Source organism: Paenibacillus flagellatus (assembly GCF_003217775.1).
Classification (GTDB): domain Bacteria; phylum Bacillota; class Bacilli; order Paenibacillales; family NBRC-103111; genus Paenibacillus_AB; species Paenibacillus_AB flagellatus.
This window is the reverse complement of sequence record NZ_QJVJ01000005.1, coordinates 86,085-101,490: the sequence shown is the minus strand read 5'-3', so window position 1 is coordinate 101,490 and position 15,406 is coordinate 86,085. Positions and strand designations below refer to the sequence as shown.

The window sequence follows — 15,406 nt, the reverse complement described above, 5'->3', positions numbered from 1 at the left end:
GCGCCTAGCTAGAACACGAATTAGAGCGGCAACCAAGAAAGGGTGGATTCCATGGAGCGCAAATTGGTCAAAGGCGGCGTCTACGGTTTCCTGATCGGTTTGTTGGTCGGCGTAGTGCTGTTCCCCGATACGGAAACGACCAGGTATATTTCCGGAATAAGGGAAGTGACGTACGAACCGCTGAGGGCCTACATCATCAAACTTATCAGGTTTTCTTCCTTGCTGTCTCTCTTTACGATGGCGGGGATTTGGGTTAAGGATTATTTTGTCCTTACCAATAAAAAAACGGGCCTGATCGAGTTTATTAAAGGGGTACTCCTGTCTTTTATGATCGGGCTGGTGCTCATATTGGCGGCATCGCTTATCGTTAGTTATTTTAAATAGGTACTTATCGGCAAGCACCGAATCTCCCCCAAGGGGGAGATCCTCGTGCTTATCCGGATCCGGCAGCTCGTCGCCGCCGTTCATACCCCCAAAAGATCATTCCAACGCCCAGGAGCGCGCAAATCGAATACATATCGGAATAAGAGGAAAGATCCGCGATCGGACCCATGACGATACCGCCCAAGGAAACGCCCAAGTCGGCCATGGCAATGAATAAGCCAATGAGCACATTCCGGTCAGCCTGAGGCAGCACGAAGGTCAAATACGTCGTTAAAGCGGGATAGAGTAGGGCCTGAGCCATTCCGATCAGAACCGCTCCGATATAAAAGAACGCGGCTCCGCCCGCGGCCGAGAAGCTTACGGCTTGCGCGGCGGCAGTCAGGATCAGCATCACCGTCATGATAAAAGCGGAGTGCCACTTTCCGTCCGAAGGAATTTTCTTGCGAAAGACGAATCGTGCCGCCACTACGGTGCTCGCCTGAAGCATGAGAAAAACGGCCGCATTGCCGCCCCGAATGTGCCCGGCGTACAGCGGGATAAAGGTGGTTACCGCTCCAAATACGAGGGAGGCGCCCAGCATCAGCACGCTGCACTTCAATAAATGCGAATTTTTGACCAGCTGGCCGAACGATTTCCGAATCGCCGTTGCTTGTTTCGTCCGACCCGCAGCGGGTTCGGTGTCTTGTCGATCCATTTGAACGGTATAGCCTACGCCTCCCGTGAGGAGGGCAATAGCGACCATGGCCGCCGTAAACAAGGGCCAATCCCCCGCTTGCCAGATGGCTATAGCCAGCAAGGGACCGAAGATGCCCGGCATGGAGGCGCATAAGGAATACATCGAAATCCCTTGCGAACGGTCTTTGTCCGGCAGCGCGTCGATAATGCCGAGCTGCAGGGCCATCGAGAAAAATGCGGTGCACACCCCTTGGAGCACGCGAGCGACGAAAAAGCCCCCCAAGCCGGTGAACGTGTAGAGCAGGAGTGCCAGTCCGTTGACCGCAAGTATGGTTCGGAGTATCGGAATCGGCCCGTAGGTTTGGATCATGAGACCGGCCCACGGGCGAAAAAGCATCGTCGTAAACAAGTACGCTCCCATAACGATACCGATTGTCGTATTGGTTGCGCCCAGAGATTCGCCCTTCAAAGGGATGACGACATTCAGTATCGCATTCGCGCTAAAATACAACAGCGTCAATCCATACAACCGCAGAAAAGGCCAAGACAACGCTCCCTTCAATACGCTTGCTCCCTTCCTAAATCCCCAATCCATTTAAAAATCTCCGTCATGTCATCACCATCTGCAGCAATTTCTTTGCGTAGGGAGACTGAACCTCGTGCAATTGCTCCGTGTCGACGATTTCCTCGATCCGGCCGTTTCGAACGATCATGATCCGGTCGCAAATATAAGCGGCGGCCTGAATATCGTGAGTGATGAAGATATAGCCCATGTCGTATACGGTTCGTAAGTGTTTCAGCAGCTCCAGCACTTGAAATTGGACGGATCCGTCCAAGGAGCTGACGGCTTCATCCAAAAGAATGCAGCGCGGCTCGGTCGAAACGGCTCTTGCTATGCATACCCGTTGAGCTTCGCCACCGGATAATTCATGAGGATACTTATGCCGATAGGTCGAGTCCAAGCCGACTTGGTGCAGAAGCAGATCCACTTTGAAGGCGTGATCGCGTCCCGTCTTGTTGTGCAGCTTCAACGGCTCCAGAATCGCCTGTTCCACGGTATAAAACGGATTGATGGAGGACGTATAGTCCTGAAAAACGGCGCTGATGCTGCCGAGTCTCGTTGGTCGATCCCCGATTCGCATGCCGTCCCATACGATGGTTCCCCGATCCGGCTTTTCGATGCCCAGCAGCAGCCGGCCCAACGTCGATTTGCCGCTTCCGCTTTCCCCGATCACGCCGAGGCATTCGCCGGACCTCCACGTGAAGCTGATGTCGGTCAACACTTGCTTGCGCTCCTTGGAAAACCATCCGCCGGTCCGATACGATTTCTCAACCCGGTCAACGGTCAGCAAGGCCAACGCCCCCCGTCATTTTTTTGAAGTATTGATGCAGCGCCAGCTTCGACGCCACCAGGCTGCGGGTATAGGCGTGCCGGGCATCGGAGAGGATGTCCCGGGTCGTCCCGCGTTCCACGATTTCTCCGTTTTTCATGACCAGCACTTCGTCCGCGATCCGTTTCACGACGCCCAAATCGTGAGAGACGAAAATCATCGAGCAGCCCATTGTTTCCCGGAGCCGTTGAAACTGTTCCACGACCTCGAATTGCGAAATCGTATCGAGCGCCGTCGTCGGTTCGTCGGCGATCACCACGTCGGGCTCCAGCACGATCGCCAGCGCGATCATCACCCGCTGCAGCATGCCGCCGGATAGCTGGTGCGGATACCGATTCATGACGCCGATCGGGTCTTTCAGCATGACGCTTTCCATCGCCGTTTTCATCCTGGCCGTCGTCTCGTCGCGTCCCCAGCCGAAGTGCCGGCGCAACGTTTCTTGCAAGTAAACCCCGATTGCGCAGGAGGGATCGAAAGCCCGCATGCCGTTCTGCATAATCAGGCAAAGCCGCTTTCCTCTATGTTTCCTCATTTCCTTTTCGGAGAGGCCGGTCAAGTTGACTCCGTCGAGCACGATATCGCCCGACTGCCGAAGCCCGGGTTGATTCAATCGCATGATGGACCGGCAGGTCAACGACTTCCCGCTTCCGCTTTCGCCGACAAGAGCCAGGCAGCTTCCTTGCTTGAGCTGAAAGGAACTGCCCGGGATGATCACGCTGCCGGTACGGCTATCCCATACTTTCAAATCGGACACTTCCAACCGGTTCATAGACGATCAGGCCACCTCTTTTCCATGAAGCTTCACGGCGGCTGCCGCGGAAGGCTTCTGCAGCTTATGCCGGGATGTCATCAATTTCGGATTGAACGCAACCTGGAGCGCATCGGACAAAAAGTTGACGGCCGACACGACAAGGACGATCGCGATGCCGGGCGCCAGCATCAGCTCGGGCTTGGAGAACATGACGGCTCTTGCCTCGTTCAGCATCATGCCCCATTCCGCATTCGGCGCTTGAATGCCTAATCCGAGGAAGGAAAAGCCCGAAATCTGCAAAATCATCGAGCCGAACGAGCTGCTGGAAACGACGGCGATGTCCGGAAACGACACGGGTACGATATGCTTCGCCATAATGCGGAAGTCGCTGACGCCGAGCGCTTTGGAAAACTTCACATAGTCGGCGTCGGCGACCTGCAGGACGGACGTTCTGACGATCCGGGCAAACCAGGCCCATTTCATCCAAACGAATGCGAGTAATATATGTTCGAGACCCGGCCCCAACATACCGATGACCGCCAATGTGATCGCGTAGCCCGGAAAAGAAAGCATGACGTCGCAAATTCGCATCAGGACGGCATCCGTTTTTCCTCTGTAATAGCCTGCAATCAAGCCCGCGATTGCCCCCAATCCCACCGATACGGAGAGCGCGGCCAAAACCCAGAGCACGCTCGGGCGGATGCCGAAAATCAATCGGGATAATACGCATCTCCCCAGATGGTCGGTGCCCAACCAATAGTCCCAGGACGGCGCCGCGAAGCGAAGCTCCATACGGACTTCCGTCGGGTCATGCGGTGCGAGGAAGGGAGCGAATATCCCGGCAACGAGAATGGCCGCGAGAAAGAATAAGCATAAAGCGGCCAACTTATCTTTCCATACTTGTCTGAACAGTCTCATCTTAAAGTTCCTTCCTCAGCCTGGGGTTCAGAACCGCATGGAGCATGTCGGAGACGGCGTTGCACAGCACAAAGGCCGACGCAAGCACAAGAACGTAAGCTTGGATGATCGGGAAATCCCGGCTCATAACGGCTTTTACGCTAAGCGTCCCCAAACCGGGCCATGCGAACAGGTTTTCCACGACGACCGTGCTTCCCAAAAGAATGGGGAGGGCCATGCCGAACACGGAAACGGCGACCTGCAACGAGTTTCGCAGCAGATGCAGCGTGATCCTGCTCTCCGGCAATCCGCATGCCCTGGCGTACACCAAATAGTCTTCATGGAGATTGCTCAGCATGGAGCTTCGGATCAATCGGAAGTAGATGCCCGCATAGCTGACCGTGATCACCGCAACCGGCAGCACATAGCTTCGGTAAGCGTCCATACCGCTTGTCGGCAGCCAGTCCAGCTTGACCGAAAAATACCAGACCATCAGTGCCGCTAACCAGTAGGAGGGCATGGAGGTTAACAAGAAAGCGATGCCTCTGACGGATTTGTCCGTCCATGTTCCTTCTTTTAATGCGCAGATGACGCCGAGTGCGATGGACAGCGCGATAATGGCCGCGAAGGAAACCGACGTCAGCTTCAACGTATGGAGAAATGCCGGGCCAAGCAAAGACCATACCGGCTGTCCGGTTACGTAGGAGCTACCGAAATCGAGCTGCAGGCAGGAAAGGAGCCACTTCCAATAGCGAATGGCGAACGGCTGGTCCAGCCCGAGCGCGGCTTTCGTCTCGGCGATCAGCTCCTCCGTGATGGTCGGCACACCTTGGGCGTGCAGGACTACCTCGACCGGATCGAAAGGGGACAGGTTGTTTAATATAAACGTCAAAAACGTAATCGTCGCGAGCAAAGGAATCGTGAGCAAAACCCTTTTGGCGATATAACGACCCATGGCAATCTCCTTTTCCAAACGAATAAAAGGGGGGAGGCGCGCAGCGTGATTCGTTATTCGAAGTACATCCGCTCAAACGGCAGCTCGAATTGCGTTTGCTTGAACGAGACGCCCTGCAGCCGCTTCGGAGCCACTACGGTGACGCTTCCGTTCGTAATGGGAATAAACACCGCTTCCTCATGGACGATCCTCAAAATGTCCGCATATAACGATTTTCGCTTATTCTCGTCCAGGGAAACCTTGACCTCGCCGATTTTTTGGTACAGCTCGTCTGCTCGGGCGATGCCGCGGGTCGCGTGGTAATAAGAGGATTCGGACGTGAATGCCGCGATCGTGCTCTGCGGATCGTAGGCGAGACCCCATGTCTGGTTGAACAGCAAATCGTAGTCTCCCGTCGATCTTCTCTTGGCGATGGAAGAAGATTGTTCGCCGATCAGCTCCAGCCCGATCCCGATCTTTTTGACGGAGCTTTGAATCCATTCGGCTTGCGTCTTTTGCGTGGAGGAGTTGGCGTCGTAATAAAGCTTCATGGTTAAGGGGCTCCCGGCTTTTGTTCGAACCTCGCCGCCCTTTTCCAGACTCCAGCCCGCTTTTTCCAAAATCGCTTTCGCTTTTTCCAAATCGTAGCTTCTCTTGTTCAATTCGACATCGGCATAGCTGACGTTGGAGGAGAATAAGGTGTCGGCGGCCGTTTCCGTGCCGCTGAAAATGTGCCTGCCGATCGTCTCCCTGTCGATTGAATGCCAGAGCGCTTCGCGAACGGCGGTTTCCTGCGCGGGGCTGCCCGTTTTGCCGCTGTTCGCCACGATCATTTTCGTGTTCATGGGCTCGCTGCGGACAAGCCGGTAATCGCCCGAATCGGCCAGCTTCTTCATCGCTTCCACATCGATGATGTCCGCGCCCCGGTCGTCCGTAAAAACAAATTGGACTTCTCCTTTCTGCAGCGCCAGAAACGTCGTTTCTCCGGCCGGAAGCACTTTCGCCGTAATCTTCTTCAGCCGGGGCGCGCCTCCCCAATAGCTTTCATTGGCCTCGAAAACGGCATGCCGGTCGGTTTGATGCTCCGTCAGCTTATAGGGACCGGTGCCGTTGAAGCCTTTAACGCCATCCTTCGTTCCCCCGTTGATGAAATCGTTGGGGGACAGGAACACATAAGGTCGCGTCATCGCCAGCTCCAGCAAAGCCGGGTAATACGGCCCGGTCAGCACCAGTTGGACGGTATGCTCATCGACGGCGCGGACCTCCGAGATCATCGTCGACAGCTTGATCCAGGCATGCTTGCTCGAATTGCTTTGGACCGCATCGATATTTTTTTTCACGGCTTCGGCGTTAAACGGTGCGCCGTCGTGGAAGCGGACCCCTTTTCTTAAATGAAAGGTGTACGTTTTGCCGTCCGCCGAAATATCCCAGGATTCGGCCAGCAGCGGCTTGATGCCGTCTTTGGTGTTCTCGACAAGCGACTCGTACACCATCCCTTGCGCCGGCATGGAACCCGTATACAGATGGGGATTCATGTCGTTGATATCTTTGGCCGTGGCATAGACCAGCTCGTCGGCTTTTTCCGCCGCCCCCGCATTTTCCGTTTTGCCGCCGCTGCAGCCCGCAAGCAGTAGAAGGGCCGTTACTAGCGCACACCATACAGCAACCCTTTTCTTCATGACGCATCCTCCTGCACCTTATGTAATAGTAAATATTACGATTTACTATCGTCCATCATACCTATAAAGTGGGAAGGCGTCAATACGGAATGGGATCGAAGTTTGTGACGAACAGAGAAGCCGAAATGCGAAAGCGGCCAAGGGCGCATCCCTTGGCCGCTTCTACGCGGTTCACTTGTAATACAAGCTCGTCTTGTCCAGCAGCTCCTCCAAAACCGATATCGCGTGCTTGACCCCTTCCTCCTTGCCGAGCAGAAATTGGGATTCGGCCGGTGTGGCGGTCGGCTTCTTCGACAAGCTTTCGGCTTCCTCCTTCAGCATGGCCAGCAGAACGTGGAGCTGCAGCTGCCCCAGCCCGCGCTCCATGTCCAGCTCGTGCTTCATTCGTTCCTTACGGTCCAGGTCGAGCTCCAGAAACGCATCGACGTCTTGGTCCATAAAGCGGTTCCCGTTCCGCAAAATGTCGGAGTACGCCTCGGTCCGGTTGGGGTGCAGACGGAGCGCATGGTCCGCATGCCGGATCAGGAACCGGCAAAGCATGTCGTCGCTATGGATGTGCCGGTTGTACAGCAACGAATATTCGCCCTCGAAACGGCCTTCCTTGTCGATATATTTGCCGAGCGCCGTATATTCGTTGCAGGGGTCGCAGTACAGCAAATATTCGTTAGCGCTCACCACCATCCCCCCTTGCGGAAAACCCGCCCACGCGGACGGGACGGGTTCTCGGGTTACATATCCATATCGGGCGCAGGTGCGCCGCCTTTCGACTTCGGCTGCGGCTTGTCGCTGACCGTGCATTCGGTGGTGAGGAAGAGGGCTGCGACGGAAGCGGCGTTTTGCAGCGCGTTCCGAGTCACCTTCGCCGGGTCGACGATCCCGTTGGCGATCATGTCGACCCATTCGCCGGTAGCGGCGTTGTAGCCGACGCCGGCCGGCTCGTTGCGGATTCGTTCGATGACGACGGAGCCGTCGACGCCCGCGTTCGAGGCGATGGTGCGAAGCGGCGCCGCAAGGGCATGGCGTACGATATTGACGCCGGTCGCTTCGTCCGGGTTGTCGGAGGCGATCTTTTCCACGGCCGGAATCGCTTGGATCAGCGCGACGCCTCCCCCGGCGACGATTCCTTCCTCGACCGCCGCGCGCGTCGCGTTCAGCGCGTCTTCGATGCGCAGCTTTTTCTCCTTCAGCTCGGTTTCCGTGGCGGCGCCGACCTTGATGACGGCGACGCCTCCGGCCAATTTCGCCAGACGCTCCTGCAGCTTCTCGCGGTCGAAGTCGGACGTCGTTTCCTCGATTTGCTTCTTGATCTGCTGGACGCGGGCGTCAATATCCGCTTTGGCCCCGTTGCCGTCCACGATCGTCGTGAACTCTTTCGTGACGCGCACTTGACGCGCCTTGCCGAACTGTTCGACGCCGGCGCTCTTCAGCTCGAGACCGAGCTCCTCCGTAACGACTTGCCCGCCGGTGAGGACGGCAATGTCCTGGAGCATCGCCTTGCGCCGGTCGCCGAAGCCGGGCGCCTTCACGGCAACGCACGTAAAGGTGCCCCGCAGCTTGTTGACGACCAACGTTGCGAGCGCTTCGCCTTCCACGTCTTCGGCGACGATGAGGAGCGGCTTGCCTTGCTGCACCGCCTTCTCCAGTACGGGCAGCAGCTCCTGAACGTTCGAAATTTTTTTGTCCGTGATCAGAATGTAGGGCTCGTCGAGCACCGCTTCCATCTTTTCTTTGTCCGTGACCATGTAAGGGGAGATGTAGCCGCGGTCGAACTGCATCCCTTCCACGGTTTCCAGCTCGGTCGCAAAGCCTTTCGATTCTTCGACGGTGATGACCCCGTCCTTGCCGACCTTCTCCATCGCTTCGGCGATCAGCCGGCCGATCTCTTCATCCGCCGCGGAGATGGCCGCCACTTGCGCGATTTCGTTTTTCCGGTCGACGGGCTTGGCGTTTTTCTTGATTTCGTCGACGGCGATGCGAACCGCTTTCTCGATGCCTTTCCGGATCCCCATCGGGTTGGCGCCGGAGGTGACGTTTTTGATCCCCTCGCGAATCATCGCTTGGGCCAGCACGGTCGCCGTCGTCGTCCCGTCGCCGGCCGTGTCGTTCGTCTTGGTCGCCACTTCCTTGACCAGCTTGGCTCCCATGTTCTCGAACGGATCCTCCAGCTCGATTTCCTTGGCGATCGTCACGCCGTCATTGGTGATGAGGGGGGAACCGAACTTTTTCTCCAGCACGACGTTGCGGCCTTTCGGTCCGAGCGTCACCTTCACGGCATTCGCCAGCGTATCTACGCCGCGCAGCATGGCGCTGCGGGACTGTTCCTGAAACAGCAGTTGCTTAGCCATTCGCCACCAGCTCCTTTTCTTTGGAAGGTTCCAATATCGCCATAATGTCGGATTCTCTCATGATCAGGTACGTTTGGTTGTCGACCTTCACTTCGGTTCCGGCATATTTGTTGAACATTACCAAATCGCCCGGCTTCACTTCCGGAGCGATCCGCTGCCGGTTTTCCAGCCGTCCCGGTCCGACGGAGACGACGGTTCCTTTCATCGGCTTCTCCTTCGTGTTCTCGGGCAGGACGATTCCGCCGGCCGTTCGCTCTTCCTGCTTCTGCGGTTCGATGACGATTCGGTCGCCCAAAGGTTTCAACATCGATTACGTCCTCCTTGCTTGTGAAATAAGGTGTTAGCACTCGCTGGCGTGGAGTGCCAATTCAATTTTTACTATACGGATTTTCGACTCCCGTTCAATTCCGAAAAACGGGCGCTAGGGGAAAAAGGAGCCGGGGGAAAGGAGAGATCACGGCTATTTTTTCATCCTGCTCACGATTGTGCGGAATTTCTTGAATTATTGATGTCGTCAGTCAACAAGAAAGGCGAAAGTTGGAAAAAGGGCGAGAAACATGGAGCACTTGCACCGCAAATTATTTTAAATCCGCTTTATTGAAAATCGAAAGCCGATTTTGAACCAAAATCGGAATTGAAAAATGATCGCCATTCTCCATACACTAGTGTTAGCACTTGGTTCGAGTGAGTGCCAAACACTCGGGCAACAAGCCCATGGTAGGAAAGGAGGGTAAGGTGCCATGAGCAGGAGAGTGTACAAAAGGCAGCTTCGTCGCCTCATCCGGTCCGCCGGAACGTGGAAGCCGCCGGTCCATTGGTGCTTGAGCGCTGCCTGAACGGAACGCACACGATCGTTTCTTTACCTCATCCAAAGATAAGAACAAAGCAGAGAAGGATTTTCCGACTGCCGATATTTACGGGACGACGCTCGTCGTCCACCAAATGATTCCGCAATGCGCGGTTGCTCCAGGGGGCGCGTGTTACGAAATGTTTGGCCGAAAGGCGTGAATGTCCCCGGTTCGAAACATGCTTCTTTTTTTTATTTTTATCGTTGGAGGGAGATTCGGATATGAATGCACTATTGCTCGCAGGAGGACTCGGAACAAGGCTCAGACCCCTTACGGAACATATGCCGAAGCCGATGGCGCTGGTCGCGAACCGCCCTTGGCTCGAGCATCTCGTCATCCAACTGAAGGACCAGGGCATTCGCGATTTCGTGATGGCCGTCAAGCATTATCCCGAGCAGATTCGGAATTACTTCGGAGACGGCGGCAAATGGGGGGTGTCCATCCGGTACGCCGTCGAACCGACATTAAGAGGAACGGCCGGCGCGATCAAGAACGCGGAGCCTTTGCTCGACGACCGGTTTCTCGTCGTCAACGCGGATATCGTGCACGAAATCGATCTGCTGCGGTTGCTGGAATATCACGTCCAGCACGGGGGGAAGGTGACCATCGGTCTGACGGAGGTGGACGACCCGACCCAATACGGCGTCGTCGAGCAGGACGGAAGCGGCCGCATTTTGCGGTTCGTGGAAAAGCCGCGGCTCGAAGAAGCCCCGTCCCGGCGGATTAACGCCGGTATTTACTTGATGGAGAAAGACGTGCTCCGGCATATTCCCGATCACCGCGAAGTGTCGATCGAGCGCGAGACGTTCCCGCTGCTCATTGAGAGGAACGTAGGCGTCTACGGCAAAGTCGTCACCGGCTATTGGATGGATATGGGGACTAAGGAAAGGTACCGCCGGATTCATTGGGACTTGCTCAACCGGACGTGCCGGCTCCCGATTCCCGGACAAGAGAGCGGAAGCGGCATATGGGTCGGGGAGGATTGCCGAATCGGCCCCGGCGTCCTGCTTGTCCCCCCGGTGCTGATCGGCAATCGCGTCGACATCGGGGAGCGCTCCATCGTCGGTCCGTTCGCGGTCATCGGGGACGACTGCACCATCGGCCGGTACGTCCGCTGCTCGGAGACGATTATGTGGGACCGGTGCAAGGTGAACGACGCCATTCATTTGAACAATTGCATTTTCGGCTACGGGCTGGAGCTCGGTTCCAAGCAAATTTTGCACGAAGCGGTCATGAATCGGATGGAGGCGATGCAAGCATGACGAAAATCGGTTACGTCAGCACCTATGTGCCTCAAAAGTGCGGACTGGCCACCTACACGCATCATTTGAGACAAGCCGTTCACGGCGCCAAGGAATGGAGACCGAAAGACCCCGTCGTCGTGTTGACCGGCTCCGACGCGGATAAGGGGAACGACCCTTTGTTGTGGCCGCTGCCGCGCGACCGGGAGGAAGCGTACGCCCGCATGGCGCGGAGAATCAACCAATCGGATATCGATGTCGTATCCTTGCAGCACGAATTCGGCATTTTCGGCGGCGATGCGGGCGCGCACGTGCTGACGTTCGTCCGGAGCTTGAACAAGCCGCTCATTACGACGTTTCACACGGTTTTCGAAAAGCCGCCGGAGCCTTACGCTTCGATCCAGCGCGAAATCGCCGAGAAGAGCTTTAGAATCGTCGTCATGAACCGCAAAGCGATCGATTACTTGCACCAATCGTTCGGCATTCCGAAGGAGAAGCTGATCTTCATTCCTCACGGCACGCCCGCGCCGGATGCCGAAAGCCGACACCGGGTGAGGGAGCGGCTCGGGTGGGGGAACCGGAAGGTGCTCATGACCTTCGGACTGCTGAGCCGGGGCAAGGGCATCGAGCTTCTTCTGAACATCCTCCCCGACATCGCGAAGAAGGTACCCGACGTGCTGTACGCGATCGTCGGCCAGACGCACCCGGAGGTGAAGAAACGGGAGGGAGAGCGGTACCGCGAGGAGCTTCGGAAGCGGATCGAAAGCAGCGGGATGGAGCGGCATACGGTCATGCTCGACCGGTATATGGAAGAGTCCGATCTCGTCAAGCATATGATGGCTTGCGACCTTTACGTCACGCCTTATCCGGGCATGGAGCAAATTACGAGCGGCACGCTCGCCTACGCGGTCGGCTTGGGCAGGCCGGTGCTGACGACTCCTTACGCCTATGCGCAGGATTTGCTGGCCGATTACCCGGAGCTGCTGCTGCCCTACGATAGCCCGGCCGCTTGGACCGATGCCATCGTCTCGCTGCTGACCAATGACGTACGGCTGAAAAGCTGGAGCAAAAAAATCGAAAGCCTCGGCTCCGGCATGCATTGGCCGGAAGTGGGCAGGCGGCACCAGCAGCTGTTCGCCGAGGTGACGACGGTTGAGTCCCTTACCCGTTAGCTTCAAGCATGTGCGTCGGCTGACGGACGATACCGGCCTGCTGGAGCACGCCCTCGGCTTCATCCCCCGGCGAAAGGAAGGCTATAGCACCGACGATCAAGCCCGCGCGCTTTGGGCTTGCCTCGAGTGGCTCGATTACGCGGAAGGCGCCGAGGCGGACATGCTCTGCGAGTTGATCGATACGTACTTATCGTTTCTGCAATGGGTGCAGCGGGACGACGGACATTTCCATAACAATATCGCCTACGACCGGACGCCGGAGGACGAGACGCCCTCGGACGATTGCTTGGGGCGCTGCCTGTGGGCAAGCGCGCTCGCCATGGTCAAGCTTCGGGACCGGGACCGGACGATGGCGGCGATCGACTTGTTCGAGAAGGCGCTGCCCCGGATCGACGGCATGCGGTACCCCCGCGGTTGGGCTTACGCGCTTGCCGCGGTGGCCCTCTCGATCCGTCATGGCGATCCGTGGCGACTGACGCCCGTCTTGGAGACGTTGGCCGGTCGATTGACGGATCTGTACCGCCGGCACGCGAAGGCGGACTGGCTCTGGTACGAGCCGGTGCTGTCCTACAGCAACGGGGTTATGCCTTGGGGACTGCTGTGCGCCTACGAAGCGACGAAGCGGGAGGAATGGTTGGCGGTCGCCAAAGAAAGCTTGGATTTCCTGATCCGCCTGTCGGTGAACGAGAAGATGCACGTTCGCCCCATCGGGAATCGGGGGTGGTGTACGCCGGGGCGGAGAGCTTTGTGGGACCAGCAGCCGATCGACGTGATGAAGCTTGCGCTCGCCGTCTCGAAAGCGTACGGAGTGACGGGCGACCCCAAGTATGCGGATATGGCGCGGCGCTGCCGGGGGTGGTACTACGGAGATAACGACGCGGCCGTCCCGATGGTCGACGCGGAGGAAGGAGCCTGCTGCGACGGGATCGGCGAACGCGGTGCAAACCGGAACAAAGGAGCGGAGTCGACGTTGTCCTTTTTGTTGACGGAAGTGCTGTGGGCGAGGATGAAGGGGCAGTGACCCTGAAGTTGGGAATATGATCGGATGGGAGTATCGCATCGAAGATTGGCGGCCCCCGCCATGGGCGGGGCAGTCCGTCTTTTTTTTGTTTCCAAGATATGGGGCGGTGGCCTATAATCTATGTATTGGACGGGTCCTCAAGTCAAAAACAAATGATTCGTCAAATGAGGTAGTTATGGGTCGCGATGACGGTAAAAGATTTCGATTAGAGAAACGGTTATATAAACAACGGCAATCGCAGAAAGTGGAGTACAGTGTTTTATTCCGAGAATGTGTCGATGCTTTAGCCAATGGAGTTATCATTTTTAGTCATGAACAATCGAGTGTTATTTATGATCGATTTCAAGCGCAATATCCTCTATTGGACTTTGGAAAAATTAATTGGGAAAAGGTAAACCATGAGGTTGTAACAATTGATAGAATACGGTCGTATTTTGATGATTATCCAGAATGTTATGTTTTATGGAGCCATGGAAATGACCCGGTAATAAGAGCTGCATTGTTCAATGTAATTAAAAATCTGGATGATGTTTTAGCAGTTTCACCCGATGTGTGGGTGTTTAAGGAGGATGATTTTGTCATTGAATTTTCTCATGACGGAACAATCAAAGTAGGATATTTAAATGAAGTCCCTAAAAACAATGAAGAGAGGAGTCCTTTATCGGAATAAACCATTCGGAGAGAAAACGACCTACTTCACTCAAAAATGCGATTAAACGATTCGTGTTGACACATTCGCATTGTCTATCGCAGATCGAATCGTTGATGATTCGAATAGACTTGTGGTGGCTGAGCCGCAGAAGTGTAAGAACTCGAACGCATTTGTGGGAACAAGGAGGTGTATCGGGATGTTGACGAATTCATCCGGATCGGGCGAACCCGGCGATAAAAAGACCGGCGCGGTACCCGACCATATCGCCATCATGATGGATGGCAATGGAAGATGGGCCGTGAAACGGGGATTGCCGCGAACGGCCGGACATTATGCAGGCATGTTGGCGATGAAAGAAACGATACGAACGTGCAACGCGCTTGGCGTCAAGTGTCTCACGTTATATGCGTTCTCGACGGAAAATTGGAAACGGCCCCGGGAAGAGGTTCAATATCTCGTGCACTTGCCTCGATTATTTTTTCAAGACGGTATTATGGAAGAACTGATGCGGAGCGACATACGAATAAAGTGTATAGGGGATTTATCCGGCTTTCCCGAATCCATCCGGCAGGTGATACAGAACGCCATCGACAGGACGAGCGGAAATACGGGCATGGTTGTCCATTTCGCGATGAACTACGGCGGCCGAGCGGAGCTCGTTCAAGCGATCAAGGCATGCATCCGGGATACTGCCAGCATGGAAGACATTACGGAACAATCGTTTCCGTCTTATTTATATACGAAAGAATGGTCGGAACCGGATCTAGTCATCAGGACGAGCGGCGAACGGAGGTTGAGTAACTTCTTATTATGGCAATCGGCCAAAGCGGAGCTGATGTTTATCGATACGTTGTGGCCGGATTTTGACGAGAACCATTTGAAGAGAGCGATTCTGGAGTTGGAGGAAAGACGCCGGAGAGCATGACGGGCGTTGTACGGACCGTAATATAGGACATGACGCAGAAAGGACTACCCTTATGAGAAGAGTAGACGTTGCATACTCCCTTATTGCAGATCGTTCCGGATCGAAAGTGTTGATGGTGAACAATAAAGGGAACTCCACCTGGTCCCTTCCGGGCGGCGCGGTCGAGAAGGGCGAGACGCTGGAACAAGCGGCCATACGGGAAACCAAGGAAGAAACGGGGCTCGAGGTCCGGGTTTCACGAATCGTGGCGATCAACGAGTGCCGATTCGAGAATAAGCAAGAGCATGCCCTGTTTGTTACGTTCAAGGCGGAAATAGCAGGCGGTAAAGAAGAGATTACAAGACCGGGTGAAATTTCCGAAGTCGCTTGGATCGATTTGGACAAGGCGGACGAGTTGATGCCTTATTACAAGGGAGGGTTACGAGCGCTGATCGAAGAACCGGGCATCGCTTATTTCGACCAAGGGAAAAAGCAGTAGGAAACCGGGAGCG

Annotated in this window: 16 protein-coding genes; 7 read left to right on the top strand and 9 right to left on the bottom strand. The window is 55.7% G+C overall.

What is annotated here, in order from left to right; genetic code table 11:
* The first annotated feature begins 51 nt into the window (after window positions 1–51).
* Window positions 52–384, top strand: coding sequence for a hypothetical protein (locus DLM86_RS12550; protein ID WP_110840362.1), 333 nt, complete (start codon window positions 52–54; stop codon window positions 382–384).
* Window positions 385–433: 49 nt separating this feature from the next.
* On the opposite strand, the gene cntE is transcribed toward DLM86_RS12550, so the two are convergent.
* The 9 genes from cntE to groES all read right to left on the bottom strand — a co-directional run bounded on the left by cntE (window position 434) and on the right by groES (window position 9,363).
* Window positions 434–1,621, bottom strand: a complete 1,188-nt coding sequence (gene cntE, locus DLM86_RS12545; RefSeq protein WP_110840696.1) for a staphylopine family metallophore export MFS transporter CntE — start codon at window positions 1,619–1,621, stop codon at window positions 434–436.
* Window positions 1,622–1,667: 46 nt separating this feature from the next.
* Entirely contained in the window at window positions 1,668–2,411 is a 744-nt protein-coding gene (locus DLM86_RS12540; RefSeq protein ID WP_110840695.1) for an ABC transporter ATP-binding protein, read from the bottom strand.
* The gene (gene cntD / locus DLM86_RS12535; protein ID WP_110840361.1) at window positions 2,398–3,219 is read right to left on the bottom strand and encodes a staphylopine uptake ABC transporter ATP-binding protein CntD; all 822 of its coding nucleotides are present in this window, start codon (window positions 3,217–3,219) and stop codon (window positions 2,398–2,400) included. Before cntD ends, DLM86_RS12540 begins: the two co-directional genes overlap by 14 nt.
* Window positions 3,220–3,225: 6 nt before the next feature.
* Window positions 3,226–4,119 carry a staphylopine uptake ABC transporter permease subunit CntC gene (gene cntC / locus DLM86_RS12530; RefSeq protein WP_110840360.1) on the bottom strand — a complete coding sequence of 298 codons (894 nt, stop codon included), beginning with the start codon at window positions 4,117–4,119 and terminating at the stop codon, window positions 3,226–3,228.
* A 1-nt stretch (window position 4,120) separates the two neighbouring features.
* Window positions 4,121–5,053: a nickel/cobalt ABC transporter permease gene (opp1B, locus tag DLM86_RS12525; protein ID WP_110840359.1), complete on the bottom strand. Its 933-nt coding sequence runs from the start codon at window positions 5,051–5,053 to the stop codon at window positions 4,121–4,123.
* A gap of 53 nt (window positions 5,054–5,106) precedes the next feature.
* Window positions 5,107–6,711: a staphylopine-dependent metal ABC transporter substrate-binding lipoprotein gene (gene cntA, locus DLM86_RS12520; protein WP_110840358.1), complete on the bottom strand. Its 1,605-nt coding sequence runs from the start codon at window positions 6,709–6,711 to the stop codon at window positions 5,107–5,109.
* Between the two features lie 171 nt (window positions 6,712–6,882).
* Window positions 6,883–7,386, bottom strand: coding sequence for a hypothetical protein (locus DLM86_RS12515; protein WP_245954565.1), 504 nt, complete (start codon window positions 7,384–7,386; stop codon window positions 6,883–6,885).
* Window positions 7,387–7,439: 53 nt separating this feature from the next.
* Window positions 7,440–9,056, bottom strand: coding sequence for a chaperonin GroEL (groL, locus tag DLM86_RS12510; protein ID WP_110840356.1), 1,617 nt, complete (start codon window positions 9,054–9,056; stop codon window positions 7,440–7,442).
* On the bottom strand, window positions 9,049–9,363 hold the full coding sequence (gene groES, locus DLM86_RS12505) for a co-chaperone GroES (protein ID WP_110840355.1): 315 nt from the start codon (window positions 9,361–9,363) through the stop codon (window positions 9,049–9,051). The genes groL and groES overlap by 8 nt, the downstream gene beginning before the upstream one ends.
* A 762-nt stretch (window positions 9,364–10,125) precedes the next feature.
* On the opposite strand from groES, the gene DLM86_RS12500 reads away from it, so the two are divergent.
* The 6 genes from DLM86_RS12500 to DLM86_RS12480 all read left to right on the top strand — a co-directional run bounded on the left by DLM86_RS12500 (window position 10,126) and on the right by DLM86_RS12480 (window position 15,393).
* Window positions 10,126–11,166 (top strand): nucleotidyltransferase family protein, encoded by a 1,041-nt coding sequence (locus tag DLM86_RS12500; RefSeq protein WP_110840354.1) that lies wholly within the window; start codon window positions 10,126–10,128, stop codon window positions 11,164–11,166.
* Window positions 11,163–12,317, top strand: a complete 1,155-nt coding sequence (locus DLM86_RS12495) for a glycosyltransferase family 4 protein (RefSeq protein WP_110840353.1) — start codon at window positions 11,163–11,165, stop codon at window positions 12,315–12,317. The genes DLM86_RS12500 and DLM86_RS12495 overlap by 4 nt, the downstream gene beginning before the upstream one ends.
* Window positions 12,298–13,338 (top strand): glycoside hydrolase family protein, encoded by a 1,041-nt coding sequence (locus DLM86_RS12490; RefSeq protein ID WP_110840352.1) that lies wholly within the window; start codon window positions 12,298–12,300, stop codon window positions 13,336–13,338. Before DLM86_RS12495 ends, DLM86_RS12490 begins: the two co-directional genes overlap by 20 nt.
* A gap of 16 nt (window positions 13,339–13,354) precedes the next feature.
* Window positions 13,355–14,008: a CDI toxin immunity protein gene (locus tag DLM86_RS31725; RefSeq protein WP_146250204.1), complete on the top strand. Its 654-nt coding sequence runs from the start codon at window positions 13,355–13,357 to the stop codon at window positions 14,006–14,008.
* A 178-nt stretch (window positions 14,009–14,186) separates the two neighbouring features.
* Window positions 14,187–14,915 (top strand): undecaprenyl pyrophosphate synthase, encoded by a 729-nt coding sequence (locus DLM86_RS12485; RefSeq protein WP_110840351.1) that lies wholly within the window; start codon window positions 14,187–14,189, stop codon window positions 14,913–14,915.
* A 52-nt stretch (window positions 14,916–14,967) separates the two neighbouring features.
* Window positions 14,968–15,393 carry an NUDIX hydrolase gene (locus tag DLM86_RS12480; RefSeq protein ID WP_110840350.1) on the top strand — a complete coding sequence of 142 codons (426 nt, stop codon included), beginning with the start codon at window positions 14,968–14,970 and terminating at the stop codon, window positions 15,391–15,393.
* Window positions 15,394–15,406 lie beyond the last annotated feature (13 nt).

What these genes read in the sequence shown, in the direction of transcription:
- DLM86_RS12550 (WP_110840362.1), top strand. Translation starts at nt 52, where the DNA reads ATGGAGCGCAAATTGGTCAAAGGCGGCGTCTACGGTTTCCTGATCGGT.
- cntD (WP_110840361.1), bottom strand. Translation starts at nt 3,219, where the DNA reads ATGAACCGGTTGGAAGTGTCCGATTTGAAAGTATGGGATAGCCGTACC.
- cntC (WP_110840360.1), bottom strand. Translation starts at nt 4,119, where the DNA reads ATGAGACTGTTCAGACAAGTATGGAAAGATAAGTTGGCCGCTTTATGC.
- opp1B (WP_110840359.1), bottom strand. Translation starts at nt 5,053, where the DNA reads ATGGGTCGTTATATCGCCAAAAGGGTTTTGCTCACGATTCCTTTGCTC.
- cntA (WP_110840358.1), bottom strand. Translation starts at nt 6,711, where the DNA reads ATGAAGAAAAGGGTTGCTGTATGGTGTGCGCTAGTAACGGCCCTTCTA.
- groL (WP_110840356.1), bottom strand. Translation starts at nt 9,056, where the DNA reads ATGGCTAAGCAACTGCTGTTTCAGGAACAGTCCCGCAGCGCCATGCTG.
- groES (WP_110840355.1), bottom strand. Translation starts at nt 9,363, where the DNA reads ATGTTGAAACCTTTGGGCGACCGAATCGTCATCGAACCGCAGAAGCAG.
- DLM86_RS12500 (WP_110840354.1), top strand. Translation starts at nt 10,126, where the DNA reads ATGAATGCACTATTGCTCGCAGGAGGACTCGGAACAAGGCTCAGACCC.
- DLM86_RS12495 (WP_110840353.1), top strand. Translation starts at nt 11,163, where the DNA reads ATGACGAAAATCGGTTACGTCAGCACCTATGTGCCTCAAAAGTGCGGA.
- DLM86_RS31725 (WP_146250204.1), top strand. Translation starts at nt 13,355, where the DNA reads ATGATCGGATGGGAGTATCGCATCGAAGATTGGCGGCCCCCGCCATGG.
- DLM86_RS12485 (WP_110840351.1), top strand. Translation starts at nt 14,187, where the DNA reads ATGTTGACGAATTCATCCGGATCGGGCGAACCCGGCGATAAAAAGACC.
- DLM86_RS12480 (WP_110840350.1), top strand. Translation starts at nt 14,968, where the DNA reads ATGAGAAGAGTAGACGTTGCATACTCCCTTATTGCAGATCGTTCCGGA.